Raw genomic sequence first — 25,117 nt, forward strand, 5'->3', positions numbered from 1 at the left:
GCTGAGACTGCACGTATTGCGGCTGAAAATGCCGCCGTGGCAGAAGCTGAAGTTCAAAGAGTTGCTGCAGAGCAAGTGGCTCAAGCTGAGACTGCACGTATTGCGGCTGAAAATGCCGCCGTGGCAGAAGCTGAAGTTCAAAGAGTTGCTGCAGAGCAAGTCGCACAAGCTGAAGCTGCACGCATTGAAGCTGCACGCATTGAAGCTGAACGCATTGAAGCTGAACGCATTGAAGCTGAACGCATTGAAGCTGAACGCATTGAAGCTGCACGCATTGAAGCTGCACGCATTGAAGCTGAGCGCATTGAAGCTGAACGTATTGAAGCTGAGCGTATTGAAGCTGAACGCATTGAAGCTGCACGCATTGAAGCTGCACGCATTGAAGCCGAGCGCATTGAAGCTGCACGCATTGAAGCTGAACGCATTGAAGCTGAGCGCATTGAAGCTGAGCGTATTGAAGCTGAACGTATTGAAGCTGAACGTATTGAAGCTGAGCGCATTGAAGCTGCACGTATTGAAGCTGAACGCATTGAAGCTGAACGTATTGAAGCTGAACGTATTGAAGCTGCACGTATTGAAGCTGCACGTATTGAAGCTGAAACTGCTGCAGAGCAAGCGGCACAGCTAGAAGCGGCAGAAGAGCAGCAGCCAGAACCGCAAGCTAAACCAGTAAAAGAAGGCTTATTTGCCCGCCTTAAGCGTGGCTTAAAACGAACCAGTGAAAGCATTGGTAGCGGCTTTATTGGTTTGTTTAGCGGGAAGAAGATCGATGAAGATCTTTTTGAAGAGCTAGAAGAGCAGTTATTGATTGCCGATGTGGGTGTTGAAACGACGACACGCTTGATTAAGAACTTAACTGAGCAAGCGAGTCGCAAGCAGCTAAAAGATGGCGAAGCGCTGTATGAGTTACTGCGCGAAGAGATGCAAAAGACGCTAGATCCGGTTTCTGTACCATTAGTGCCAGAAAACGCCGATGGCCCATTTGTGATCTTAATGGTCGGTGTTAATGGTGTGGGTAAAACCACCACCATTGGTAAGCTTGCTAAGCAATATCAAGCGCAAGGCAAGTCGGTCATGTTAGCGGCAGGTGACACTTTCCGCGCAGCAGCGGTTGAGCAGCTACAGGTTTGGGGTCAACGCAACAATATTCCGGTTATCGCTCAGCACACAGGTGCAGACAGTGCATCGGTATTGTTTGATGCATTACAAGCGGCTCGCGCTCGTAATGTCGACGTATTGATAGCCGATACTGCAGGCCGTTTGCAGAATAAAGCACACTTGATGGACGAGCTTAAGAAAGTCGTTCGAGTGATGAAGAAGCAAGATGAAACGGCGCCACACGAGGTGATGTTAACCTTAGATGCAAGCACGGGTCAGAACGCGATTAGTCAGGCGCAGTTATTCCAAGAGGCGGTTGGCGTAACGGGTATTACTATCAGTAAGCTAGACGGCACCGCAAAGGGTGGCGTTATCTTTGCGATCGCTGACAAGTTTGGTATTCCAATTCGTCATATCGGTGTGGGTGAGCAGATCGACGATCTACGTACCTTCGATGCGAAAGACTTTATTGAAGCTTTGTTTAGTCAAACAAAAGACGACAAAGACGTTAAATAGCGTTAGCTTATAGAAGATAATTTAAGCTGCATACTCGATGTGATAATACCAACTAATAAGAAATCTAATTAATGATTCGATTTGAGCAGGTAAGTAAAGTTTACCCCGGAGGGCAAAAAGCCCTATCGGATGTGAGTTTCCATCTAAAGCGTGGTGAGATGGCCTTTTTAACGGGTCACTCAGGCGCCGGTAAGAGTACGCTGCTCAAGCTGATCACCGTTATCGAAAGAGCTAACGGTGGTCGCGTTTCGATTAATGGCCACGATATCGCTAAAGTCACCCGCTCGCAGGTGCCTTATCTGCGCCGCGATATCGGTATGATTTTTCAAAACCATCATTTATTAATGAATAAAAGCGTGTTCGATAACGTGGCTTTACCTTTGATCATTGAAGGTTTTTCGATTGGTGAAATTCGTAAGCGAGTAGCCGGAGCGCTGGATATGGTCGGCTTATATGGTAAAGAGCGACATAATCCTATTATGTTGTCAGGCGGTGAGCAGCAGCGTGTGGGCATTGCCCGCGCGATTGTAAACAAACCGCCACTATTATTAGCCGATGAGCCAACGGGTAACTTAGATCCTAAATTATCGATGGATATCCTGCGTCTATTTGAAACCTTCAACGATGCAGGCACCACAGTACTTATCGCCACCCATGATCTTGGTTTAATTGCGCGAATGAAATACCGTACCTTAACGCTTAAGCAAGGGCGAGTATTAGGTGCCGAAGAGCTAAATACTCAAGATAACTTTGGCACTAACTGAGGATAAATGATGAGCCAGCAACCTCAGATAAACCGCAGCAAGCTGCCAATTTCCGGCAGAATCGTGATGTTTTTTATCCGTCATATTCAACATGCTATGGCCAGCCTTGGCGAACTATGGCGTAATCCGGTATCGTCCATCATGACGATGGCAGTACTGGGGGTGAGTTTAAGCTTGCCCGCGGCACTACAGGTATTAGTGAAAAACGCAGAGACCATTACCGAGTCCTGGAATAGCGCTGCTGAAATATCGCTATTTATTGATGAAGGTCGCAGCGAAACCGTGATTCAAAGTTTAATTACCCGCCTGAAGGTTTATCCGGAGGTGAGTAACGTCAGCTATATAGATCGTGATCAGGCGTTAGAAGAGTTTCAGCGTTTATCAGGCTTTGGTGAGGCGCTGTCGTATTTAGACTCAAACCCGCTTCCGGCCGTTGTAATGGTAACGCCTAGTCTTAAGTATTCAAGCCCTGCTGGTGCGAGAGAGCTACTGCGTAAGCTTGAGCAAGAGCCCGAAGTGAGCTTTGGCCGATTAGATATCGAGTGGCTAGAACGCCTGCAAGCGGTCGTTAAATTATTAGAGCGCACTGTACTAGCCATCGCAGCACTTCTAGTATTAGCCGTGGTATTGGTCATTGGTAATACGATTCGCTTAGCGATTATGAACCGCCGTACTGAAATTGAAGTGATGAAACTGGTTGGTGCAACCGAAGCCTTTATTCAGCGACCTTTCCTTTATACCGGGATCTGGTATGGCGTAATAGGTGGTGTGTTAGCGTGGATTATCATTAACTTATTGGTTTGGTATCTGGACTCAGCGCTAGCGGAATTGTTGGGTTTATATGGCAGTACGTTGCACATGGAATCTCTCACCTTTGCTGAACTTGGGCAATTAGTCTTACTCGCTTCGTTTTTGGGGTGGTTAGGTTCCTATCTTTCTGTGCGTCAGCATCTCAGAGCAATAGAACCGTCATAATAAAAGACTATTCTAACTGACAACTAGCCAACAAAAGCTCAGGCTAAATGATGAACTTTTTTTCATTTGCGTTAACGATAGCTAGGTGTAATATTTTGTTGGCGAATTTAAGAATGGCATTTAGCTTGGGTACTAGGCTGGTATGATAAGCGGTTTTTGTGAGTCAGTATGCTCACTCTATACCTACTATATAAGTGATACATAAGCGTACATATTAGATAACGTCGATGGTTGACATATTTTGTCAATTAGTCGATAGTTCACAGTCCGTTTCAGTAATGAGCGGCTCGAAAGTAGATTTTAGCAAGACCTTTGTAAGCAAGTCGCAGGAGCGTAAATGACAGAACAAACGCAATCAATGGCACTGATGATTCCCCAGAGTAGTGGAAGCCTCGAGTCTTATGTTCATTCAGCACACAACATCCCGATGTTGGAAGCTGATAAAGAATATGAGCTAGCGAAGCGTCTGCAAGAAACGGGTGATTTGCAGGCTGCGAAGCAGTTAATTATGTCGCACTTACGTTTTGTAGTACACGTTGCAAAAGGTTACTCAGGCTACGGTTTACCGCAGGCTGATTTGATTCAAGAAGGCAATATCGGCCTGATGAAAGCGGTTAAGCGTTTCGACCCAGATGTGGGCGTACGCTTGGTATCGTTTGCCGTGCATTGGATTAAAGCTGAAATTCATGAGTATGTGCTTAAAAACTGGCGCATCGTAAAAGTGGCCACCACTAAAGCACAACGCAAGTTGTTCTTTAATCTTCGTAAAGCTAAAAAGCGTTTAGGTTGGTTTAGCGATAGCGAAGTGGGCATGGTGGCTGAAAATCTAGGTGTATCAAAAGCCGACGTGACCGAAATGGAATCACGCATGGCAGCGCAAGATCCTGCATTTGATCTGGCTAGCGATAACGATGACGAACAAGATTATGCTCCTATGCATTACCTTGAAGATCATTCATCAGATTTAGCGTCTCAAGTTGAAACAGACAACTGGGAGCAGAATAATCAAGCGCGTTTGCTATCGGCCATCAAGACACTTGATGAGCGTAGCCAACATATTCTTCAAGCGCGTTGGTTAGATGAAAACAAGACCACATTGCAAGATTTAGCATCGACTTACCAAGTGTCTGCTGAACGTATCAGGCAGTTGGAAAAGAATGCAATGAACAAGCTTAAAGGCTGTATGGAAGTTTAATTCCATTATTAGTTTTAGAGACTTTATTAATAATTGAAACCTGCTTACCCAAGCAGGTTTTTTTATGTCTGGAACATTTATGCCAAAAGCCCATGGATGGGCAGCTTTTGGCTTTATGTCTGGAGTTTACCTAGGCATATGTGCCTTTGGCATCAGGCTACGCCTGAGCTTTGAGTTAGACTGCGTCTAACAACTAACGTCGTGGCGCTTCGCCCACACCCAAGATTAACAGCTATAAGCAATCAAACTTCGTTTGATAAAGGTCGTGAGCTTCCAGCTCACACTCGGCCAAGAAGGGGTCTACAGCAACCCCCTCTTGGATCTCCCCGCCGCCCCCGACGAAGTTACATGCATTAGATACGGGCCTCATACTTATTCGAAATAGCCTAACACTTCCGATGGGACATCCTGTCCCGCGAAAGCTATGCCCACATCCGTGTGGGCATTACGGCTATTTCTTCAACGTACTTCGGCAACTTCGATGGGGAATTGGTGTTTTCTGTTAGCTTGCTATAAAAGTTTTTCCTTGGTTTAAAATCAATTTACAACAATGGTTTATAGGTGGTAGTTTGCTAGGGTGACTGTAATTTTTTAGGTGGATAATGAAAAGTGTAGAGAATAAAAAGACTGAAGATATTATTCGTCGAGCAGAAGAAATATTAGCCACTGCTAAACTTGGTTATGAAGATTGGTCCAGCACTAATAAAACTAGGAAATTCTCGGGATTGAGAAATCTTATTGTATTTGGGCGCTCAGTTACATTTGTTATTCAGAATTTAAAGTCGTCTGAGAATAACTTCGAAGAGTGGTACCTTGAAATTCAAAATGAACTAAAACAAGATCCATTAATGAAGTACTTTGTTGATGTTAGAAATAATATTTTGAAGCAAGGTAAGATGGAAGTGAGTACAACTGCTCACCTTAGCAACTTCTCTCCAAGTGATATTCATAAGTTTGGTACACCTCCACCCGGTGCCACATCTTTTTTTATTGGCGATGATATCGGTGGTTCAGGCTGGTTAATTTCATTACCTGATGGATCAGAAGAAAAATATTATATGGATTTACCTAGATCAATAGGTGAAGTGAAGCAGTCTTTCTCTGACCTTCCTGAAGTCATTGACGATGAGTTAAAGAGGAAATCAATTGATGAGTTGTGTTTACTCTATCTTATGAAATTGGAGTCAATTCTTGATCGAGCAAGAAAAGAATTTTTAAACAATGAAGTTCAAGTTATAAATGGAAGAAGGTTGCCACCATTTTTGAGGGTTGTGAAATAATCGAGAATTACTTAAATTCAACTCACTATTTCGCGAGATTAACTGCTGCAATCACCTGTTTACGCACAACCTTAATCCCTGCGCTGCTGACTTCTGGCCAAGGGTAATAACGCCTTGGTCGCTTAAAGCGGGCAATTTTGTCGGCGAGGAATGCGGTGAGTTCTGTTTCCAAAGGTTGGCTAGCTGAACTGTTACTCAGCTTACTCTCGTTAAGCTTACTCTCGTTAAGTTTAAGTATGGCTGCTGGCAGGTTGCCAAACTTGGCATCGGGAATAGGAAACACGATGGCATCGCTAATCATAGGGTGAAGCTTGAGTGCAGCCTCTATCTCTTCGGGTTGGATATTCTCGCCGCCGCTGATAAACATGTTGTCGGCGCGGCCGTCGATGCAGAGGTTGCCGTTATCATCAAAGTGGCCTAAGTCTTTGGTGTAGAACCAGCCGTCCTTATCTAGCGGTAGATTAAAGCCATCAGCGGTTAAATATCCAAGGAATAAGCACTCGCCTTTTACCCATATTTCACCATCAATAACCTTTAACTCTCGCCCCGATAAGACGTTACCACTAGAACCGTCGCTGCGGGCGATACCGGTGCTGATCTGCGATCCCATTTCTGTCATGCCGTAGCTGGTGTAGGCCTTGATATTGCGCTTAGCCAGTTCGGCTAACAGGTTGGCTGAAATGGCGCCGCCGCCGAGCAGCATGGCTTTGACCTGGCTTAAGTTGTCGCTACCGCTACCAAGAAGCTGTTGTAGCTGCGCGCTGACTAAAGACAGGTGGGTGATAGCGTCGCGACTGAGTTGTTCAGCCAGAGTTAGGTGCTTGTCTTCAAATACCACGCAGGCACCTGCGAGGGCGCAGCGGTTTAAAATCGCGAGGCCGCCGATATGAAATAGCGGCAGCGACAGCAACCAATTATCCCCTGCAGCTAACGTAATTAGTTCACTTGAACCTGCCGCGCTGGCGATATGGTTGGCTAGGCTATGGGCGGCGGCTTTGGGCGTACCGCTGCTGCCAGAGGTGAGTATTGCGTTAACGGCAACGAGAGGTTCAAGAGCTGGTGCTAGCTGCTGGCTTTGGAGTGTAAAATCTACAGCCACTGACTCAAACTGGTTTTGATTGCTTAAGGCCAGAACCAGTGACGAGTCCACCGGATTATCAACTGCAAGCCAGTAGTGACGATAACTGTGAGTTTGCATCAGATCCCCGACTTGCTTAGCAGCAAAGCGTGGCGATATGGGACAAAAGAGGATGCCGCTGTCGACACAGGCCCAATAGAGTAGTAGCAGCTGAGGGCAATTATGAGCGATACAGGCGAGGCGGTCGCCTTTTTGCAGCCCCTGCGCTGATAACTGCTCTGCAACTGAGTTAACCTGCTGGCTTAGCCCCTTATAGCTCACCGCTTTACCTGCAAATTTGTAGGCTGCGTTAGCGCCGTGACGCTGCGCGATGTAGTGGATGGGTGAGCGTGTCTTAGCTTGCATGCAGTTATCCGTTATTTGGCCTATGTGGATCTTGTTGAGCTGCTATAGATAGAGGTCTGAGTTAGTCGCTTACTTAAGTGCGACGAGTAGCGTCAAATCATCAAGACTTAAACAGTCTGCTTTGCCTGAATGAGCGAGCAAGTCCTGACTAAAGGCGCCAAGCGTGTCGATCCCTGGGATCTCATTTGGCGTCATGATCCGTGCCAAATGGCTTAAGGCGTCAATACCTAAACTGGCTTCTAAACTAGAACTTAACATACAGCGAACGCCATGTTCTTCAGCTGTATCAATCAGTCGTTGTAACGTCTCGAGACTGCCAAGCAGCATTGGCTTGAGGATTAGCGCACGTAGCCCTGGTTGCATTTCAAATTGATAGTCTGGGCTATTGAGTGTTTCATCCAGTGCCCATGGCAGCTCAATGGCTTGATAAAACGCGTGGTTATCCTCAGGGTTTTGACAGGGCTCTTCAATATACTCAATGCTGTTAAGTGGTATGCAGGCGGCAAATTCTATGGCTTGCTCCAGGCTAAAGCCTCGATTAGCGTCTAAACGCAATTTTAGATCGGGTCGAATCGCTAAGATCTGATGAATAAGCTTGATCTCATCTTCTAATGAGTCTTGAGCCACTTTAACTTTTACGGCAAAAATAGTTTTAGGCAAAGAGCGGACTTTGTCTGCGACGGCGTTAAGCGGTTCATCGGCATGACGATAAATAAGCGGCACGGTACGTGGCGTTATTAGGTGGCTGTCTAACTTGCCGTGCAGTTTACCGTGCAGCAGGCTAAGGCCATAAGCGAGTGCGGGATATTGATTAGCAATCGCGCTTTGTTCGGCAATGTCTAACAGCTTATCGGCTGGCTGCTGGTGCAGCAATGGCAATATTTCAATGAGTTGCTGGCTAACCGCTGCTAATGTCTCACGGCTAAAGCCTGTAATCATTTGCCCTTGGCTGTCGGAGCCGCTAAGCGGTGAGATCTCAACCGACTCTTGCCTATCGCCATCGGCTGTCATAATTGTTCCAGTGAGTACTAAGCCTTGGCGCTGCTCAATGCGCTGCTTGCCTACTGGCAGTGGCTTAGTTAGGTCGATAGCAAACTGATGCAGACTCAATTGAGTAAGAGTTAATGGGGCTGCTTGCTGTTGAGTTGCTGTCATTGAGTGCTCACTCTTTAGTTAGAAGTCGAGTTAGAAGTCGAGGTAAAAACGTGTTTTAGTAGTTTACCAAAGAGGATGGGCGCTGCTAAGTGCACATTGTGGCCGCTGGCTTCAATAGCATGTAACTCTAGCGCTTGCTGTTGTTGCCAGCATTTGGCCAGCGCCATAAATTTACTGTCTTGATGGCCTGCTATAAAGTGTGTAACGACGCTCAATCGACTGGGTGTATCCCAAAGGTCGCCTTGCTCGGCGAGCGAGGTCGCTTGATAGCAATTGGCTAGCAGTTGTGGCTTATTGGTCGCCCTCTTGTCGATTAAGTGGACGCGTTCAACGTCGGTTAAATCACTAAATACAGCTTGCTGATACCATAGGCCTAAAAAGCGTTTAATGGGCAGGTTTGCCAGTTTTAATGCCCATGCTGAATCACTCTCTTTACGAGCAAGTTTATCACTTTCTTGTTTTAAACCGGGATGACAAGACTCCAAAACCAAGCTCAGTAAGTGCTGAGGGTACAGGTTTGCGATATGCAATGCGATACGCCCGCCAAGAGAGTAGCCCACTAAATGGTATTGGCTAATGCTAAGCGTCGATAAGGTCGTTTGAATAAGCTCTGCACAGCGGTTAAACCCCGGCGTGGGCAAGAGGAATGGGTTTGCCTGACAAGCCTCAAGGTTATTATCACCATGGCCGGGCAGGTCGAGAGCAATACAAAAAAAGTCATCTTGTAACTGCGCTACAACCTCATTCCAGTCTTCTTTGCTGCCTAAAAAGCCGTGCAGGAATACCACGGCTGGCGAGCCTATTTGGCCTGCGCAGCGATAGCTCAGCATTAGCTTTGCTTTACCCAATTGGCTACTTGCGCTATCTGCTCGCTGGCTTGGTTCTGGGCCACTGTGACTTCTATGACAGAGGGGCCAGAGTAGGTCATAGCGTACTCGTAGGACTCTATAAAGTCGGTTAACGAGTCGACTTGATTGTAGGCTAGGCCGAACATGGCAGCGCCGAAACCAAATTCAAGTCCGTGAGATAAACGATAGTAGTCGCTTCTGAGCTGCTCATTGGGCACAGGCAATAAATTAAAGATATTACCGCCATCGTTGTTGATAATGACGATCACCAACGGGCTGGTGACACTGCGGGCTATTGCCAGCGAATTAAGATCATGTAGCGCAGAGATATCGCCAATGATGAGTGTCGTTGGTTTGGCCTCGGCAATAGCGACACCGCAAGCGGTAGCTAATAAGCCATCAATGCCTGATGCGCCGCGGTTAGTGAAAACCGTTGCGCTGCCGGTGGTGATAGGTGCGAACATGTCATACAGGCGCACGGGAAGACTGTTACCGATAAACAGTTGCTGCTCATTGGTTTGCATCTTGGCAATCGCTCGAATGGTTTGCGCTTCACCAAACTCGGCATGATCAATCTGCTGCTGATACAGGGTTTCTAACTCATCGTTAAATTGAACTAAGTTTAGTGCCCAATTTGCTTGTGACGATCTTGGCCAGGCGAGCGCGGCAAATTGATGGGCTGGGGCAATCCAAACCTGCTTAGATTTATTACTGGGGTCAAGCCGTTGTTGCTGCGGCAGTACTTGCCAATAATCTTTCCAGTCTTGGTCATTGAGATAGCTAATGAGGCGTTTGGACAGAATACGACCGCCAAACACAATGACTTTTTCAGCCTGAGCTAACAGTGCCTTTGATTTTGGCTGGTGCAGCAGTTGATCGATATTACCGATTGCGCCGCCATGCTGTCTCAGTTGCGACTGTGCATCGGTGACAATGGGCCAGCCCAGTTTTTGTGCAAGTGCGATGAGCTGCTCAGGTTGTTGCTCGGGTGCGAGTGTCGCGGCAACAATGACTCCTTTACCATGAACAAAACGGGCAAGAGCATCAGATGTCGGCATTTGGCTTGTATTCATTGGAGCGAACCGACTGTAAGGCGTGGTTTGTTGCTGCCACTGGGTCACTGGCGCTAGATAGCGAGAAAAATCGACACTAGGTTCATTTGGATATAGAGGTTCACGATACATACAGTTGATATGCACGGGTTGTGATTGGTTACACACCGCTTCATCTAACATGCTCAGTAGCGCTTGTGGCGCGATATTCATGTCGGGTGTTGGCAAATTTAGCTGTTTAGCATATTGCGCGAAAATAGCGGGCTGAATAATGGCCTGGTTAGCACCGCAGTCGATAAGCTCTGGCGGTCTATCGCCAGATAACACGATTAAAGGCACATGGGTGAGCCAAGCTTCTATCACAGCAGGGTAAAGGTTAGCGACTGCAGTCCCTGACGTGGTAATAATCGCAACAGGCGCTTGGCTTGCTTTAGCTAAGCCCAGCGCCATGAAGCCTAGGCCTCTTTCATCAAAGTGAATATGTTGGCTGAGCTTCGACTGTTTTGCCGCCGCTAGAGTTAATGGGGTGGAACGGGAACCTGGCGCCATACAGACGTGTTTTACACCAAGGCGGGCCAGTTCTTCTAAGATTAACGTTCCCCAAAGCAGGTTCAGTTCAGCTGTGTGTTCAGTTTGCATAGGTATTTACCATCTCATTGATAGCCTTAGTTTAACTTGCTTTAGGCTAAAGGAGTATGATCACTCTAGAGTTTTCTTTAGCGAGCATTTTGTCAGGCATTAATAGAGAGAGTCAGTCTTTATATTTTTATACCTACAATTAGGTGTAGATGTGATTGGGGTAGCAAAATCGTATACTTTTCAGTGTTATAGTATTGTATACAATAATTAATAAAATGTTTTTTTAGGCAAGGATTTGATGCGTAAGGAACTTTCGAAGTTAGACTATTTTACTCTCAAGGTGTTTGTTGGCTTAGTTGAGTTTAAAAATGGTTCGGTTGTTGCCCAGAAACTTAGTACGACACAACCAAAGGTGAGCCGCGCTTTAAGTAATATGCGAGAGGTGATCCGTGATGAATTGTTTGTTAGGCGCCAATATGGTGTTGAGCCTAATGTAATGGCGGATAGAATATATCCTATCGCCAAATCTATTGTTCAGGCCTATGAACAGATGGCTGATGCGACTGCTCAACGCCCTGCTAAAAATCAATTAGTGATCGCAGCTCAAGAGCATTTATCTGGATTCTTGGTTGAATCGATTACTGAAGTTTGTCAGCGCCAAGGGCTAGATATGTCGGTGAGCATTCAACCTTGGAGCGATAATGTGCAAGAGTTATTGGCTCAGGGAAAAGTCGATTTCGCAATTACGGTAAACGCTAAAGCGTCTGATGTAGTACAGAACGTCAAGGTTGGAGACGTTAAGTATTACTTTCTGGCTGCAAAGAAGGGGCACTCATTATTTGAGAAAGAGTTGACGCTGAAGCATCTACTCGAAAATAAGCTGGTTTTTATTAACTACTCTAAAGTGGGCTTAGTTGATCATTGGTTTGAAAGTTATACAAAAGAACATGACTTAGACCTTAAAGTGAGTTTTAAAACGACGAGTTTAGCGATGGCGCTCAATCATCTTACTAAGTGTGATGATGTGTGTTGGACAGCCTCCATCTTCTCTCATCTGTACTTTAATAACCGGAATGATATCGATTATATCGATGCAACGGATTTTTATAATCAGGTGCTGTTTCCTAGCCGTGACCGTGAAAGTTATACCTACTATTTGCAGTATCACCATTCCCATGAAAATGATTTTTCTAAGGCGTTATCGACGCTGTTAACTGAAAAGCTCACGCTTGCTCAAGAATTATATGACCAGCAAAAGCTAGCTCAGGCTGCGTAATGATAAGAGGATGGAAACCAAGTTAACTCACTCAAGTATAGGTATTTTAACTTGATGTTGTTGGCGGAGGGTAACTCATTTAGACGGTTCTCCGCTGGTTAACTGGTACATAATCATCTAATAAGATTAATGCGGTTTTAGAATGAACCTTCATTCTAAAACCTGCTAAGTCTAAGAGGGCTTTCCGATTTGTTCCATGGCGATATTTCGCATCTGGATCAGTTCGCTATGGCGCAGATATAGAAGCTCAGCAGTGCGGCGAATAATTTGGTCTTCATAGCGACATAAATGACCATCAGCATAGGCAAGCTGCCACATTGCTAAGATCAGCTGCTGTTTTTGTTCTACATCGAAATTGTCATTAATCGCTTGAGTAAACTCATACAAAGAGGTGGATTTCTCTTGTGATTTTTTTGCATCACTAATCAAGGTTTCTACATCGTTAATGCTGAGATTTAAAGTGGTGGTTAACAGCTCTGGCAGGAGTTTATTTTCTTGCTCAGACACACTCTCATCAGCCATCACCACTTCTAAAAGTAGGCTTGCAGCTGCTAGATTTAAATGTTCGGCGAGCTCTTCATCAGATAGTTTGACGTGTGGGTTAGCAAAGAAATGTTTGAGTTTTGCAAGCATATTAACTCCTAAAGCTGAAGAGGGAATGTGATTATAATGATATTTAGAGCACTATTTTCATCGAGAGTTCCCTCTCAGTTATACGCCGATAACTGAGAAGGAGAAAGGCGTTTATAAGATAGAGTTAAGGCCTTTCATCAGTAGATCTGCTGTGCCAGCGCTACCGTTGGTGTCTAAGTATCCTTTTACAATATCGACCATAGGCGCTGCTAACTCTTTTGAAATCCCTAGCTTTTCAAAGGCGTCATACACCATGGCACCCCCTTGAAGAGACTCACCTAAGCCACCGGCTTTTGATAATAAACCAGACATGCCTGAGTCACTGTTTAGCTCAGGAGCTGCACTTAACAGCCCATCGATCCCTGGGATCGAATCTGCTATTGAGCTAAAGTCATTGCTACCTAAAGAGCTTTTCGCCAGTGAAAGCAAGCTGCCTAATCCACCCTTAGCTTGGGTCTGACTCAGACCCAGTTGTGACATCACGCTACCGACTAAGTCACTTGACTCGGCTTGCTCGCTCGGTGCTTTAGCGGTTTCAGTTGCTTGGCCTAATTGGTCCAAAATTCCAGCACTGGCTGGAGTGCTCAGTAGGGCGGTAATGGCAAGCAAACTTGCAGTTGTTAATTTCATTTGGGCTGTCCTTAGTTGTTTATATTCTGTCTATTCTAGCGGTTTTAACAATTTGTTTGCATTTTTTTGTTTGTCGACACCAACGAATACGAATCACATATTCAGTTTGAGTGGTGTAATTAGTGATTTCAATTGTGCATTAATTTATAAACTTGGGTATCCTTAGCGTTAACTCGTGTTATTGAATTTTATCTTTTGGAAAACCCTATGCCATTGTCAGCAATTTTGACTCAAGCTTTTAACTTTTTTCGAAACAATATTAGTCAGTTAGCATTTTTGTTTGTACCAATTTTATTTATACAAGTTGGTATACAACTATGGCTAAGTTTAGAGATTAGTTCTGCCGATCTTGAAAACCCACAATTTGGCACTAGCCACATGGTCGCCATGATGGTGCTGTTGCTGGTATTTTCGTTCCTGATCGCCGCTTTAACGTTATTTTTAGAGATCCGTTCTCAAGGTCACAGCCCAAGTAATGGCATGATCTTAAAGACGGGTTTGAACTTTGTTCCACCGCTATTGTTAGCGGGAGTGTTCTCGGGTCTTGCCGTTGCCGCGCCAGTGATGATTTTGGCTGCGATTAATGTCAACTTGATGATTATCGGTATCTTTGTATCGCTTTATCTGTTTGCTCGCCTGGCATTCGTTAACTTCATGGTTGTGGTTGAAAGACTGACCCCAATGGAAGCTATTAAGCGCAGCTTTAGTTTTAGTGGTCCAATCGTACTTAAAACAATTGTCGTGCTATTGCTATACATTCCATTGTCGCTATTTGGTGGCATATTGGCACAAATTACTGAGCTAGGTGGCCTTCCTGTACAGCTTATTGGCGAAGTGATTGTGGCCTTCTTTGGCCTATTTGTGAACGTTGCCCTGTTCCGTTTGTATATGGTGTCGCGTCCGACTCCTGAAACGCCTGGCAACATTCAAGAAAACGACAGCAGCACTGATTAAATCAGTATTGTATTGAGCCTTGCAGTATTTTGCTTTCGAGTAAAGTGCTGCCGGGTTAGCGTGTTAGTTTAAAATTGCGACTCGCTTAAGCAGCGATATTTTTCGGTTGTGGTTAGGGGTATACGTCTTGTTGAACGATATTGAATTCGTGAATCTGTTTTCTGCGGAATTAGGCGAGGATTATCGCAAGGCTAAAAGCTATGTAAAAGATGTTCCTACCCAGGCTTTACTGCATGTGCGTAGCTTCAGTCATAAGCTCACCAGCTTGCTTGCTGAACCCAAGACAGTGCACTTTGAAAGCCCTAATCTGTATGATCGTATCGAGCAGTTAAATCAACGCCGACTCATAGATGTTAAAACCACACGCGCACTGCATAAGCTTAGAAGCGATGGTAACCGTGGCGCCCACCCTGAAAAATATCACCTGACTCCAGATCAGTTACAGCAACTAAGTGAACGTTCGATCAAGCACCTTTTGTCTTTGGTTGAATCGCTGTTTGTGAGCGTGACGAAACAAGATAAACCCGACTATTACTTCGAAGAGTTTGATTCATTGGCGGGACGAGATCTTTGTTATCGTGCGGTAATGGAGCGAGATCCCGAGTCTCAGTATTTAGTGGGTATGTCGCTAAAAACGCGGGCATTGATGCAGCGTGAGCAAGAGTTGGCACTGCACGATAGTGGTCAGGAGGCGGTGGAAGATCGCTCAACAGCCTCACTGAAACAAGCCAGCTATTGGTTCGCCCAAGCCTCGGAAAAAGAGTTAAATGCCTTGTATGAGCACGGCGTGTCTTTAATCCATGGCTACAGTGGAGAGACTGACGTAGCCGCTGGTGAGCGAGCGATTGCTAAAGCTGCAGATGCAGGAATTGCCAATGCTATGGCACTGCTAGGTTATTTCTATCTGGTGGGGAGCGAGCAATTTAGTGTCGACCTAAATCTGGCCGAAAAATTTCTAAGTCAGGCAGCTAAGCTTGAGCAATCAGAAGCGATGGCCAATCTTGGGGTACTGTATTACCAGCAAAATAATTTACCCACGGCTTATAAGTATATTAATCGGGCGGCACAGGCCGGTTTTCCTCATGCACAATTTCATTTAGCCTTGATGCTAGCTCGCGGTGAAGGCTGTGAGCAAGACAGCGTAAAGAGTGCCTATTGGATGGCGGAGGCTGCAGAGCAAGGGCAGGTTGACGCTATGCTGTCACGCGCACAAACCATGTTGCATGATGATAATGCATTAGGACAAGATCTCTCCCAGGCAGAATCTTACTTACGTGAAGTGATTAAATACGGCCACAGTGTCCCAGCCATGATAGAGCTGAGTATCGCCCTTGCCGATGGTATTTTGGGGCACATTGATGTGGTGTCTGCCGCCGCCTTACTCAAAATGGCACGGGAGCGAGCGAATCAGGAAGAGCTAGATGTGATCTTGCCTTTATGGGGATCATTATCACACCAAGTCGATGCGGTATTAGCGGTGAGCGATTCAAAAGAAGAGCGTGTGTCATTACACAAAGCGGCAGAACTATTGTCAGAGCCTACAAGTAGGCTGAGTAATGACTCGAGCCCGTAGCATTGTTCGTCTAGTCTATGTTGTACTTTCTTGTCCCCATTCAGTCGCTATTCGCGCTTAACTCCGCAGCTAAACTTGAATCAACCTCATAATAACTATGCATTATCAGTGATAAAATATAATTATCAATGCATGGGTTAGCACCAAAGATTGACTTCGATTGGGCTGCTGGGTGAGTTCTTTTCATGTTCAGTACCCTGCTATACTTAGCTCCTGTTAGCCTGTAACTCTTTAATCCTCTGAGCTTGCCCTATCTATTGTCTGCTATCCTCGTTGACTAGTTAGTCAAACTGCTTAATCGACTGCTACAATTGTATAATGTATACTTAGGTTGTGATCTTGATTATCCGCTTACCCACTAGGAGTTCTTTTGCCAAACTTTGATACTGAACAAGACAGTGCTGCAACCTTATTATTTGATGCACAACAAGCTACGCTGAATCAGTTTGCAGAGCGCTATATCAAGCTGGTGTTAGCTGTAGGTCAACATGATAGCTATTATGTTGACGCATACTACGGGCCAGAAGAGTGGCAGAAAGAGACCTATTGGCAACCGTTAGCAGAGCTTCAAAGTCAGCATCAATTCGGTTCTGAGTTATTAGCAACACTGGCACTACAGGTAAGCGCTGATGAGCTTGTTGAGCGTTATCAATTCTTAAAGACGCAGTGGCATTCTGTCGGTGCGTATCTTAATTTCTTACAAGGCAAGCAACTGAGCTTTAATGAAGAAGCGGTTGCTTTATATGATTGCCATTTAAGTCCCTATTCACTGCTAGAGCATCAACAAGTGCTGGCTGACATAGAAGCTCTACTACCGGGAGATGGCTGCCTGACCGAGCGTTATAATCAATTTAAGTCTCAGTTTATTGTTCCAAAAGACAAAGCGGCACAGGTGTTTACGGCCTCGGTTGATATTGCTAGGCAACTCACCAGCAAGCACATGAACTTGCCTGACAACGAAAGCTTTGAAATTGAATATGTGAACGACAAAGTGTGGACGGCGTATAACTGGTATAAGGGGGACTCCCACAGTTTAATCCAGTTAAATCAAGACCAACCATTAGGTATTGAGCGCTACTTAGAGTTGGCGTCCCATGAAGGCTATCCTGGGCATCATGTATTTAATGTCTTGCAAGAGCAGAAGTTAGTGAAGGCTAAACAATGGCTAGAATATTCCATTTATCCGTTATATAGCCCAATCTCTTACCTTTCTGAGGGCAGTGCAAACTATGCGTTGAGTTTGATCATGTCTGACGACGAAGTATTGGCCTTTGAGCGTGATGTGCTAATGCCGCTGGCAGGGCTAGAGGGGGATCTGGCTTTATTCCATAAGGTATTAAAGCTGATAAAGAAACTTGGCTACTACGAAAACTATGTCAGTCAGTGTTTAACCGACAAACAGGTTGATGCTGAAACGGCTGAAAAGATGCTAATCGATGGCGCGCTATATCCGCGTTCTCGTGCTAAACAACGAGTGCAGTTCTTTGATCGTAATCGTTCGTATGTGATTAACTACAGCGTGGGCGAAGATGCTGTTGCTGCTTGGGTAGAGGCTAGAGCTGAGACTAAAGCAGATAAATGGACACGCTTTGAGGCCCTGTTATCAAGACCTCTTAATGCATCAGATATGCTCGTTTAGCCTGCGAGGCCAGTTAACTCGAGCCCAGTTAAACCTGCGCTAAGCTTGAGTTAGAGCTGAGTTAAACTGGTTCATTTGGGTTGTGTTCAAAAGTACGACCCTGACGTGGAGTTGAGGAGGTCTCTTTGAAAATAGTCTCCTGGAACTCTTCACTTTGGCTGTGAAACTCTTGATTCGCTTGCTGCTTTTGAAAGCGAGCTAGCTGACGCTTTAGGAATACTCGGCCAAATAGACTGAGTACGACAAAAGTAATGGCGCCAAATAGTAATAAAAATGGCAATGCAACCAACGCTAACGTCATAAACGCTAAGCCGATAACGAATGCTAACCAACCACGAGTACCAGAAAATCGATTCAGCATCGGATTGTGTTGAAATTGGCTATAAATCATATGTTCTCCCAAATGTCTTAATGTTAGCTTACACGAAGAAGATGAATGAAGACTGAATGGCTTTAGTCTTTTGTTCGTGATCTCTAAGGCTAACTGTTAAATATTATATTGCCGAATATTTAAACTAAGATCACGTTAATAAAGCTTCATCTTAATATGTGGCATTCATCCCCCCAACTCTGCGCAGGCTATTTAGGGATATTATGGCTAGAAAGTGCATTCGCTACGCTTTCGCAAATAATCTCTTTTACCCACTTGTGTCCCGGTTCGTCAGCATTACGTTCATGCCAAAGTAATACATAGGCGAGAGGAATAAACTCAAAGGGTAGAGGTAACTCAACGAGTGAATAAAGCTTCTTAGCATGTTTAGCGAAGCTCGCGGGTAAGGTAAAAATCAGATCGCTATGGGCACATACGCTCGCGGCCCCATAAAAATCAGGCACGGTGGTGCTTAGGCGACGATGATGGCCTAAATCAGCTAGATGGTAATCGAGTGCCCACCAGTCATTGCCTTCACAACGTACTTGAACATGTGACATCTCAAGATAAATATCAAGATCCCAGTGACCAGCCGCTATTGTTGAGAGAATGGGGTGGTCTTGGCGGACTAAGCAGACTTGATGGTCGGTAAATAAGGTCTGGTGCGCTATGCCCTCGGGTAATCTATCGACTTGAAAGGCAGCCTGTGGATGCAGTTCCCGCCCTGAAATACCAAAGTCTATCTGTCCTTGCTGAATAGCTTGAATCGAGTTTTCTGTCCATACAAAGCTATTGAGTTTAAGGTTGGGCGCTCGATTGAGCAGCGTACCAATAAAGTAGGGGATCAATGTTTCATAGGCGCTCTCAACCATGGCAAATGAAAACTGGCGCGTGCTGTTATGTGGCGTAAAACTGGGCGGCAAGGTTAATTGGTGCAGCCCTTGTAAGCATTGCGGCAGCATTTTTCCTAACTGCACGGCATGAGCCGTTGGCTTAAGTCCATGAGCTGTGCGCAGAAAAAGCGGGTCACCTAAGGTTTCTCTTAACCTGTGTAAACTCTTGCTTAACGCTGACTGGCTGACATGCAAACGGTTGGCCGCACGGGTGACACTTTGTTCTTCTAATAGCACTTGTAAGATAACCAATAGGTTTAGATCGATACGTGCGAGGTTTTCAAGTTTCAAAGATATTCCTCAATGGAAATTCATAATGGAAATAATATCATTTCTGTTCATACCTTAGTTTGATTACTATAGCGCTGTTTTCCTAATTCTGAGAAAGATCATGCGTCGTAGTTTGTTACCTATTTTATTGCCAATGGTGATTTTAAGCCCGTTGGCTATCGATATTTACCTCCCATCTATGCCTGCAATGGCGGCAGAGTTTTCTGTGTCAGCGAGCGAGATCCAATCGACGCTAGTGCTTTTCTTATTTGCTATGGGCACAGGCCAGCTATTAATCGGGCCGTTAGCAGACCGTTATGGTCGTCGCCCCATTGCGATTGGCGGTATCATTTTTTACATGATTAGCAGTGTATTAGCCGCTATCGCTGTGGAGTTTCATTGGCTTCAAATAGCCAGAGTGATGCAGGGCTTAGCCGCGTGTTCAACTTCAATAGTGGTATTTAGTGCCGTAAGGGACTGCTTTTCACCAAAAGAAGGCGCGCGATACTACAGCTATTTGAATGGCATGATCTGTATTATTCCTGCATTAGCACCGACACTTGGCGGCATGTTAGCGCTGCAATTTGGCTGGCGCTCTAACTTCATTTTTATGGCGCTATATGGCCTGGTTATTCTTGCGTTAGTGACCTATCGCTTACCTGAGACTCGCCCACAAAATACCGTGAGTGATGGGCCGCTATATCGCTGGGCACGCTATAAGCCGGTGATAACCGAGCCACATTTTGTGTTTTATGCTATCGCTTGTATGGCAGGTATGGCTGCGATTCTTAGTTATGTGTCTTATGCGCCAGTCTGGTTGATTGGTCACCTTGGAGTGTCTGAATTAGCCTTCAGTGGCCTGTTTGGTTTAAATGCAGCAGTGAATATCGTGGCTTGTTTTGCAGCGCCGTTAGTGATGAAAAAATTAGGTAACCGCTCTACAGTGATTATCGCATTAGCGCTAATGCTAGTATCTGCGGTAACTCAGGTCATAGTGCAGCTCGTTGGGCCGCAAACAGGCATGATGGCGGCGTATAGCTATATGCTACCTATGATGCTGCTATGTATTGGCTTTGCACTGTTACTTGGCCCTGCAACCAGCATGGCGCTATCAGCCTTTGGTGAAAGAGCGGGCACTGCAACGGCAATGCTTGGCTTTATTCAGATGAGTGGCGCTTCACTACTTACGGCGTTAGTGCAGCAAACGAGTCTGCCAGCCCCTTATGCAGTAGCAATGCTGATGGGCTCTGGTGCCATCGTGCTACTCGCTATGATGGCGATGCCAAAGTTAGATCACTGGCATCAAGAGCAACACGCTTATTAGGCTTGTCTGCCGAGAGCGGCTGATAACTAATAGTAACAGTTAACTTTGTTTCACCCTGAAACACTTTAGCCTGCACAGACTAACCATCTATGCAGGCTTTTTTTATTTGATGATATTTGGTGTATTCCATAGTCATATTATTTGTCACCTCACTCAGCTACAATTTGCAGGCTACTCCAAACAAATACTTAGAGGTTTTGTGTCTCGTCCAACTTGTCCTAACTGCCACTATCCATTAAATGCGTGTTTGTGTGCCAGTATTCAAACCATGCAGGTCAAACCTGAACTGATTATTTTGCAAGACCCGAGTGAAGTCGGCCATGCCAAAAATAGTGTGCGCTTGCTAGAGCTTGTCATTACAAACACGCAAGTTGTAGTGGGTGAAAACCCCGATGATTTTGCAGGGGTGCGTGAGCAATTAGCGCAGTCGAATAAGCCTATTTATTTAGTGTATCCGTCAGACAATAGTGTATCGGCAAACGAGACTCAGGTTGAGAAAGAGGTAATACTGCTTTTTTTAGATGGTACCTGGCGTAAGGCGTATAAGTTACTGCAGTTAAACCCTTGGCTGCAGGCTTATCCTGCGCTGCATTTGGATCTAGATTCCGCGTCAAATTACACAATACGCAAAGCCAGTCGCAGTGATAGTTTGTCAACATTAGAAGCGGCGGCCATGATGCTCAAGGCGATCGATCAGCAGCAAGATGTTACGCCGTTAACTCATGCCTTAAGCGCGATGGTTGAGCAGAGGCTAGCGTCTATGCCAGCAGAAGTAAGAGCCAGATATCGCTAAGAATCTTTATTGATTTGCAGGTATGGGGTGTGTCGATGAGTCCGTTCATCGATGTGAGCTTTTGTGATTCACATCGTTTATTCCTTGAAAAAAACCTGTCGATATCACGCTAATTTTAGCGGTAATAGGGTTTAATATGCCTATCATCTTATGGTGATGATAGTGGCTACGCTGGCAACAGCTTTTGCAGGGAGCGACACTGAGTAATTACATTCAGAGTGCTGGCGTAGCTACCCTCCACATGCTTGGGGGAGCGAATCTTCTCGCGTAATTTACTTCAATGTTTCTAAAGAAAAGCGTTCGCAGGTTGTCGGTTTGCCAAAATAGTAGCCTTGGCCCATCCCATTCCCTATGGTTAAAAGCAAATCTCTTTGCTGTCTGGTTTCTATCCCTTCAACAATAAAGCTGATCTTCAAGGTCTGAGCTAACTGGATGACGGCTTTACAGAGGTTAACTCCCTGCTCGCAGTGTAGATTTTGGACAAACTCAGAGTCAATTTTTAGGGTGTCAATTGGCAAGGTGCTTAAATGGCTCAATGAAGATAAGCCTGCACCGAAGTCATCAATGGCAATGCTGATGCTCATCGCTTTTAATTGGGTCAGCACTTTTGTAATGAGCGTCGGTCGGCGGATAAGCGCGCTTTCGGTGATCTCTATAATTAAGGCATTAGCAGGTAACTGTGTTCGTGCTAATACTCTTTCAAGCATGGAGATGAAATCGGGATGCTCAAGCTGTGAGGCTGAAATGTTGACGCTAATTTTTAATATTGGGTTGAACTCTTTACGCCATTTTACCATCTGTAAGCAGGCTTGCTCCAATACCCATTGCCCCACGTTGACCATTGAGCCCGTCTCTTCTAATAGAGGAACAAAGTCGTGAGCTTCAAGGATTTCACCATTACTTCGTTGCCAGCGAAGCAGGGTTTCGACACTCACTAACTCGCTAGACTCAAGCTCGACAATACCTTGATAGACTAAACTAAATTGCCTTAAACCTTGTGCATGGCGCAGATCATTTAAAATGTGGAGCTTTTTCTCAGCAGCCTCTCGAATCGTAGCGTTATAAAAGCGAATATGATTAGGGCTATTTTTAGCTGAGTACATTGCGGTATCAGCCATGCTCAGTAGCTGATTCGCTTCATCGCTTTGTTGCGGAAAAAGCGAGATCCCGATACTGGTTCCCAGATAAAACTTTTGACTATCGACCTCGAACGGTGCTTCAAACAGTGAGAGTACTAACTCTGAAAATGCTTCAATCTCTTGTCTGCTAGCGCACTCAGGCAGTATTAAAGTAAATTCATCGCCACCAAGACGCGCAATTTCAGCATTCTCAATACAGCATGCTTCTAATCTTGCTGCTACAAGCTGTAAGACTTTATCACCCGTTGAATGGCCAAAACTGTCGTTAACATTTTTAAAACCATTGAGATCTAAGAACATTAAGGCGCCAATCATGTCAGGCTTATGCTTGATATGACTAATGGCTTTATTGAGGAGCTTAATCAGATGAAAACGGTTGGGTAGCCCGGTCAGTTTGTCATACATGGCTTGTTGAGTGAGTTTAGCTTCGAGGGCTTTTTTGTCACTGATATCACTAAATAGATTGACATAGAAGACCTGTCCATCGGCATAAATCCGTCGACAGCTCTGCCATGCAGGAAAAGTAGAGCCATCAGAGCGGCATTTCCAAACTTCACCTTGCCAGCTACCACGATCGTTTAATTGTGTGCTGGATGTGTGCGTATCGAGCTGCACTTCAAGATGCAGGTCGGCGGGGGTTTTTGTGAGTAAATGTTCAGCACTGAAACCACAAATACGGCACATCGCTTTATTTACCGCCAAGATACGTTTGCTCTCGTCGGTGATATAAACCGCTTCAGCGCTGTCTTCTAAGGTGATTGACATCAATTCTTTGGGCAAGGTTTCAAAGCCGTTGCTGATGGTCTCTCTAGTGCGCTTACGCCTATTCATAGGCTTAAACGAAATAATCATCACTTGTTTTTCATCAAGTTCAGCAGGATAGATAGTCACAACTGTGGGTAAGTCTTTGCCTTGCTGGCTCATGTGTAGCCAGCTCATCGATACAACTTCGCCTTTAGCGGCTCTTTTGAGCATTTGCTGGCCATATTCGACGCTGCTTCTGCCTGATGATTGGATCCTAGGGGAAAAATCAAACGGTGTTGCATGAAGAAAGTTATGCTCTTGGCTCTCAAAATAGTTGAGCGTTGCAGCATTAGCTGCCAAAAAGCGAGAACCTTGAATAATAGCCAATGCAGTGGGCTCAGACTCGTTTTGCCAAAGCTTGAGCTGATCTGATAATCCGGGGACGGTAAAAGATACACGCGAATATAGCTTAGACCACATTGACACACTCATACACTCTTCCCTTTTGGTATGACTCTATTCAGTGCTAAAACAACACAGGAATTGATGATAAAGCCAGCAATTTAGTATAGCTTTATTCGATTGGCGTCAAAAATACCTTTATTTGACGCTTTGTACAATTAAGATGTAACAAAATTGAATCTAGAGAACATTTATAACAAAAATAGTTTTGAAATCGATAAGTTAAGCTGTCAGTACCGATTAAAATCGTTGCGAACCATCGCAGTGACGGTTTGCTGTAATACAACGGTTTTAATTTAAGCACTTTAATTCAATTGCTTGAGATAAATAGTGGCCAAGACAAAATAAAAGACGATGCGAGCACCGAGGAAATGGGTAGAATATGCATTTAGAGAAGTGCTTCTTATAAAAGGAATAAAAGTGGCCATTCAGAAAATAGCATTAACGAGTCAGCTCTTCGTTTTTCTTAGTTTTATGGGAATGAGTTTAGATTTAGCCGCGGCGGACCCAGAAGCGACCGCTGAGCGGGCCCATTCTTTATCGCTACAAGCAGAAAAAACCAAGCAACGCGTTGAGCATGAGCAACTGCAAAAAGCGCGTGATGCCGCCAAGCAAAGGCAAGAGCGCGAAAGCAAAGTGCTTGAAAGGCAAGAGTCTGGTGATTGGGAAAGCGAGCAAAGAGAAAAAGCACAAACACAATTTAAGCAGCGTGAATCGCGTGAAGAAAAATACTTGCGTGAAGCGCGAGAAGCGGCCAGTAAAGATCGCAAAATCCCCAAGCCTTTTGAATAAGCCTTATTACCAAAATAAATAGAGTTAGGAATATCCAGTGAGTATTTGTCCCTTGTGCCAGCAGCCTGATCTGCAGGCTTTCCATCAAGATAAGCTGAGAGAATATCAGCGCTGCAATCATTGCTTACTGGTCAGCGTTCCAGATCGCTTCTTGCTTAATAGTGTTGATGAAAAAGCCGTTTATGATCAACATCAGAATAATCCTGATGATCTTGGTTACCGTAAATTTTTATCAAGGGCACTGGATCCTATTTTAGCGCGAGTCACTCAAGATGCGCAGGGGCTAGATTTTGGCTGCGGCCCCGGTCCCACAATTAGCGTGATGGCGGCAGAAAAAGGCATCAAGGTTGATAATTACGATCTCTATTATTGCAACGACCCTCAAAAGCTGCAGCAGCAATATGATTTTGTCACAATCACAGAGGTGATTGAGCATGTCGCGGATGCAAAGTCCTTATTAGCGACACTCGATAGCCTGCTAAAATCTGGCGGCCTATTGGTGATTATGACTAAGCGGGCAGGCGATCTCGACGCTTTTCGCAACTGGCATTATAAAGGCGACCCGACTCATATAAGATTTTACTCAACCGCGACCTTTGAATGGATAGCCAAGCAGTACGGCTGGACACTCGAAGTCATGGGTAATGATGTAGTGCTTTTTACTAAAGATTAACGGCAGG

23 protein-coding genes are annotated in these 25,117 nt (G+C 45.1%); 13 read left to right on the plus strand and 10 right to left on the minus strand.

Annotation, left to right across the window (positions count from 1 at the left end):
• Nucleotides 1-137: 137 nt before the first annotated feature.
• On the minus strand, nt 138-728 hold the full coding sequence (locus tag ACVBIO_RS07420; protein WP_447172359.1) for a pentapeptide repeat-containing protein: 591 nt from the start codon (nt 726-728) through the stop codon (nt 138-140).
• Here ACVBIO_RS07420 and ftsY point away from each other — a divergent pair.
• The 5 genes from ftsY to ACVBIO_RS07445 all read left to right on the plus strand — a co-directional run bounded on the left by ftsY (nt 727) and on the right by ACVBIO_RS07445 (nt 5,828).
• Nucleotides 727-1,614 (plus strand): signal recognition particle-docking protein FtsY, encoded by an 888-nt coding sequence (gene ftsY / locus ACVBIO_RS07425; RefSeq protein WP_447172360.1) that lies wholly within the window; start codon nt 727-729, stop codon nt 1,612-1,614. The genes ACVBIO_RS07420 and ftsY overlap by 2 nt on opposite strands.
• 71 nt (nt 1,615-1,685) lie before the next feature.
• On the plus strand, nt 1,686-2,378 hold the full coding sequence (ftsE, locus tag ACVBIO_RS07430) for a cell division ATP-binding protein FtsE (RefSeq protein ID WP_447158957.1): 693 nt from the start codon (nt 1,686-1,688) through the stop codon (nt 2,376-2,378).
• Between the two features lie 9 nt (nt 2,379-2,387).
• Nucleotides 2,388-3,353: a permease-like cell division protein FtsX gene (ftsX, locus tag ACVBIO_RS07435; protein ID WP_447163520.1), complete on the plus strand. Its 966-nt coding sequence runs from the start codon at nt 2,388-2,390 to the stop codon at nt 3,351-3,353.
• A 337-nt stretch (nt 3,354-3,690) separates the two neighbouring features.
• Complete coding sequence (rpoH, locus tag ACVBIO_RS07440) at nt 3,691-4,548, plus strand: RNA polymerase sigma factor RpoH (protein ID WP_447158955.1); 858 nt, start codon at nt 3,691-3,693, stop codon at nt 4,546-4,548.
• A gap of 602 nt (nt 4,549-5,150) precedes the next feature.
• Nucleotides 5,151-5,828, plus strand: a complete 678-nt coding sequence (locus tag ACVBIO_RS07445) for a hypothetical protein (protein ID WP_447172307.1) — start codon at nt 5,151-5,153, stop codon at nt 5,826-5,828.
• Between the two features lie 25 nt (nt 5,829-5,853).
• Here ACVBIO_RS07445 and menE read toward each other — a convergent pair whose 3' ends face one another.
• From menE to menD, 4 genes are all read right to left on the minus strand, one after another.
• On the minus strand, nt 5,854-7,311 hold the full coding sequence (gene menE / locus ACVBIO_RS07450) for an o-succinylbenzoate--CoA ligase (RefSeq protein WP_447172308.1): 1,458 nt from the start codon (nt 7,309-7,311) through the stop codon (nt 5,854-5,856).
• Nucleotides 7,312-7,380: 69 nt separating this feature from the next.
• Entirely contained in the window at nt 7,381-8,466 is a 1,086-nt protein-coding gene (gene menC, locus ACVBIO_RS07455) for an o-succinylbenzoate synthase (RefSeq protein ID WP_447163516.1), read from the minus strand.
• A gap of 14 nt (nt 8,467-8,480) precedes the next feature.
• The gene (gene menH, locus ACVBIO_RS07460; RefSeq protein WP_447172309.1) at nt 8,481-9,296 is read right to left on the minus strand and encodes a 2-succinyl-6-hydroxy-2,4-cyclohexadiene-1-carboxylate synthase; all 816 of its coding nucleotides are present in this window, start codon (nt 9,294-9,296) and stop codon (nt 8,481-8,483) included.
• Nucleotides 9,296-11,005 carry a 2-succinyl-5-enolpyruvyl-6-hydroxy-3-cyclohexene-1-carboxylic-acid synthase gene (gene menD, locus ACVBIO_RS07465; RefSeq protein WP_447172310.1) on the minus strand — a complete coding sequence of 570 codons (1,710 nt, stop codon included), beginning with the start codon at nt 11,003-11,005 and terminating at the stop codon, nt 9,296-9,298. Before menD ends, menH begins: the two co-directional genes overlap by 1 nt.
• A gap of 238 nt (nt 11,006-11,243) precedes the next feature.
• Here menD and ACVBIO_RS07470 point away from each other — a divergent pair, with 238 nt between their 5' ends.
• Nucleotides 11,244-12,221 carry a LysR family transcriptional regulator gene (locus ACVBIO_RS07470; protein WP_447170079.1) on the plus strand — a complete coding sequence of 326 codons (978 nt, stop codon included), beginning with the start codon at nt 11,244-11,246 and terminating at the stop codon, nt 12,219-12,221.
• A gap of 171 nt (nt 12,222-12,392) precedes the next feature.
• On the opposite strand, the gene ACVBIO_RS07475 is transcribed toward ACVBIO_RS07470, so the two are convergent.
• Nucleotides 12,393-12,854 (minus strand): tellurite resistance TerB family protein, encoded by a 462-nt coding sequence (locus ACVBIO_RS07475; protein WP_447172311.1) that lies wholly within the window; start codon nt 12,852-12,854, stop codon nt 12,393-12,395.
• Between the two features lie 111 nt (nt 12,855-12,965).
• A complete protein-coding gene (locus tag ACVBIO_RS07480; RefSeq protein WP_447172312.1) occupies nt 12,966-13,484 on the minus strand; it encodes a DUF2780 domain-containing protein in 519 nt (172 codons plus the stop codon).
• A gap of 207 nt (nt 13,485-13,691) precedes the next feature.
• Here ACVBIO_RS07480 and ACVBIO_RS07485 point away from each other — a divergent pair, with 207 nt between their 5' ends.
• The 3 genes from ACVBIO_RS07485 to ACVBIO_RS07495 all read left to right on the plus strand — a co-directional run bounded on the left by ACVBIO_RS07485 (nt 13,692) and on the right by ACVBIO_RS07495 (nt 17,650).
• The gene (locus ACVBIO_RS07485) at nt 13,692-14,438 is read left to right on the plus strand and encodes a hypothetical protein (protein WP_447158945.1); all 747 of its coding nucleotides are present in this window, start codon (nt 13,692-13,694) and stop codon (nt 14,436-14,438) included.
• Between the two features lie 127 nt (nt 14,439-14,565).
• Nucleotides 14,566-16,011: a DUF4145 domain-containing protein gene (locus ACVBIO_RS07490; RefSeq protein ID WP_447172313.1), complete on the plus strand. Its 1,446-nt coding sequence runs from the start codon at nt 14,566-14,568 to the stop codon at nt 16,009-16,011.
• A 370-nt stretch (nt 16,012-16,381) separates the two neighbouring features.
• The gene (locus ACVBIO_RS07495; RefSeq protein ID WP_447172314.1) at nt 16,382-17,650 is read left to right on the plus strand and encodes a hypothetical protein; all 1,269 of its coding nucleotides are present in this window, start codon (nt 16,382-16,384) and stop codon (nt 17,648-17,650) included.
• A 61-nt stretch (nt 17,651-17,711) separates the two neighbouring features.
• On the opposite strand, the gene ACVBIO_RS07500 is transcribed toward ACVBIO_RS07495, so the two are convergent.
• Nucleotides 17,712-18,041, minus strand: coding sequence for a hypothetical protein (locus ACVBIO_RS07500; RefSeq protein WP_447158942.1), 330 nt, complete (start codon nt 18,039-18,041; stop codon nt 17,712-17,714).
• A gap of 188 nt (nt 18,042-18,229) precedes the next feature.
• The gene (locus tag ACVBIO_RS07505; protein WP_447158941.1) at nt 18,230-19,204 is read right to left on the minus strand and encodes a LysR substrate-binding domain-containing protein; all 975 of its coding nucleotides are present in this window, start codon (nt 19,202-19,204) and stop codon (nt 18,230-18,232) included.
• 100 nt (nt 19,205-19,304) lie between these two features.
• On the opposite strand from ACVBIO_RS07505, the gene ACVBIO_RS07510 reads away from it, so the two are divergent.
• Both ACVBIO_RS07510 and ACVBIO_RS07515 read left to right on the plus strand, forming a co-directional pair.
• Nucleotides 19,305-20,507: a multidrug effflux MFS transporter gene (locus ACVBIO_RS07510; protein WP_447158940.1), complete on the plus strand. Its 1,203-nt coding sequence runs from the start codon at nt 19,305-19,307 to the stop codon at nt 20,505-20,507.
• Nucleotides 20,508-20,706: 199 nt separating this feature from the next.
• The gene (locus ACVBIO_RS07515; protein ID WP_447158938.1) at nt 20,707-21,300 is read left to right on the plus strand and encodes a tRNA-uridine aminocarboxypropyltransferase; all 594 of its coding nucleotides are present in this window, start codon (nt 20,707-20,709) and stop codon (nt 21,298-21,300) included.
• 272 nt (nt 21,301-21,572) lie between these two features.
• Here ACVBIO_RS07515 and ACVBIO_RS07520 read toward each other — a convergent pair whose 3' ends face one another.
• Entirely contained in the window at nt 21,573-23,669 is a 2,097-nt protein-coding gene (locus tag ACVBIO_RS07520) for a putative bifunctional diguanylate cyclase/phosphodiesterase (protein WP_447172361.1), read from the minus strand.
• 450 nt (nt 23,670-24,119) lie between these two features.
• Here ACVBIO_RS07520 and ACVBIO_RS07525 point away from each other — a divergent pair, with 450 nt between their 5' ends.
• Nucleotides 24,120-24,437, plus strand: coding sequence for a hypothetical protein (locus tag ACVBIO_RS07525; protein WP_447159133.1), 318 nt, complete (start codon nt 24,120-24,122; stop codon nt 24,435-24,437).
• A 37-nt stretch (nt 24,438-24,474) separates the two neighbouring features.
• On the plus strand, nt 24,475-25,110 hold the full coding sequence (locus tag ACVBIO_RS07530; RefSeq protein ID WP_447163512.1) for a class I SAM-dependent methyltransferase: 636 nt from the start codon (nt 24,475-24,477) through the stop codon (nt 25,108-25,110).
• The last annotated feature ends 7 nt before the right edge of the window (nt 25,111-25,117 follow it).

This window comes from Shewanella sp. 0m-8, assembly GCF_052977265.1.

Excerpts from the sequence above, each read along its gene's own strand:
- ACVBIO_RS07420 (WP_447172359.1), bottom strand. The coding sequence starts at position 728 with ATGCTTTCACTGGTTCGTTTTAAGCCACGCTTAAGGCGGGCAAATAAG.
- ftsE (WP_447158957.1), top strand. The coding sequence starts at position 1,686 with ATGATTCGATTTGAGCAGGTAAGTAAAGTTTACCCCGGAGGGCAAAAA.
- ftsX (WP_447163520.1), top strand. The coding sequence starts at position 2,388 with ATGAGCCAGCAACCTCAGATAAACCGCAGCAAGCTGCCAATTTCCGGC.
- rpoH (WP_447158955.1), top strand. The coding sequence starts at position 3,691 with ATGACAGAACAAACGCAATCAATGGCACTGATGATTCCCCAGAGTAGT.
- ACVBIO_RS07445 (WP_447172307.1), top strand. The coding sequence starts at position 5,151 with ATGAAAAGTGTAGAGAATAAAAAGACTGAAGATATTATTCGTCGAGCA.
- menE (WP_447172308.1), bottom strand. The coding sequence starts at position 7,311 with ATGCAAGCTAAGACACGCTCACCCATCCACTACATCGCGCAGCGTCAC.
- menC (WP_447163516.1), bottom strand. The coding sequence starts at position 8,466 with ATGACAGCAACTCAACAGCAAGCAGCCCCATTAACTCTTACTCAATTG.
- menH (WP_447172309.1), bottom strand. The coding sequence starts at position 9,296 with ATGCTGAGCTATCGCTGCGCAGGCCAAATAGGCTCGCCAGCCGTGGTA.
- menD (WP_447172310.1), bottom strand. The coding sequence starts at position 11,005 with ATGCAAACTGAACACACAGCTGAACTGAACCTGCTTTGGGGAACGTTA.
- ACVBIO_RS07470 (WP_447170079.1), top strand. The coding sequence starts at position 11,244 with ATGCGTAAGGAACTTTCGAAGTTAGACTATTTTACTCTCAAGGTGTTT.
- ACVBIO_RS07475 (WP_447172311.1), bottom strand. The coding sequence starts at position 12,854 with ATGCTTGCAAAACTCAAACATTTCTTTGCTAACCCACACGTCAAACTA.
- ACVBIO_RS07480 (WP_447172312.1), bottom strand. The coding sequence starts at position 13,484 with ATGAAATTAACAACTGCAAGTTTGCTTGCCATTACCGCCCTACTGAGC.
- ACVBIO_RS07485 (WP_447158945.1), top strand. The coding sequence starts at position 13,692 with ATGCCATTGTCAGCAATTTTGACTCAAGCTTTTAACTTTTTTCGAAAC.
- ACVBIO_RS07500 (WP_447158942.1), bottom strand. The coding sequence starts at position 18,041 with ATGATTTATAGCCAATTTCAACACAATCCGATGCTGAATCGATTTTCT.
- ACVBIO_RS07510 (WP_447158940.1), top strand. The coding sequence starts at position 19,305 with ATGCGTCGTAGTTTGTTACCTATTTTATTGCCAATGGTGATTTTAAGC.
- ACVBIO_RS07525 (WP_447159133.1), top strand. The coding sequence starts at position 24,120 with ATGGGAATGAGTTTAGATTTAGCCGCGGCGGACCCAGAAGCGACCGCT.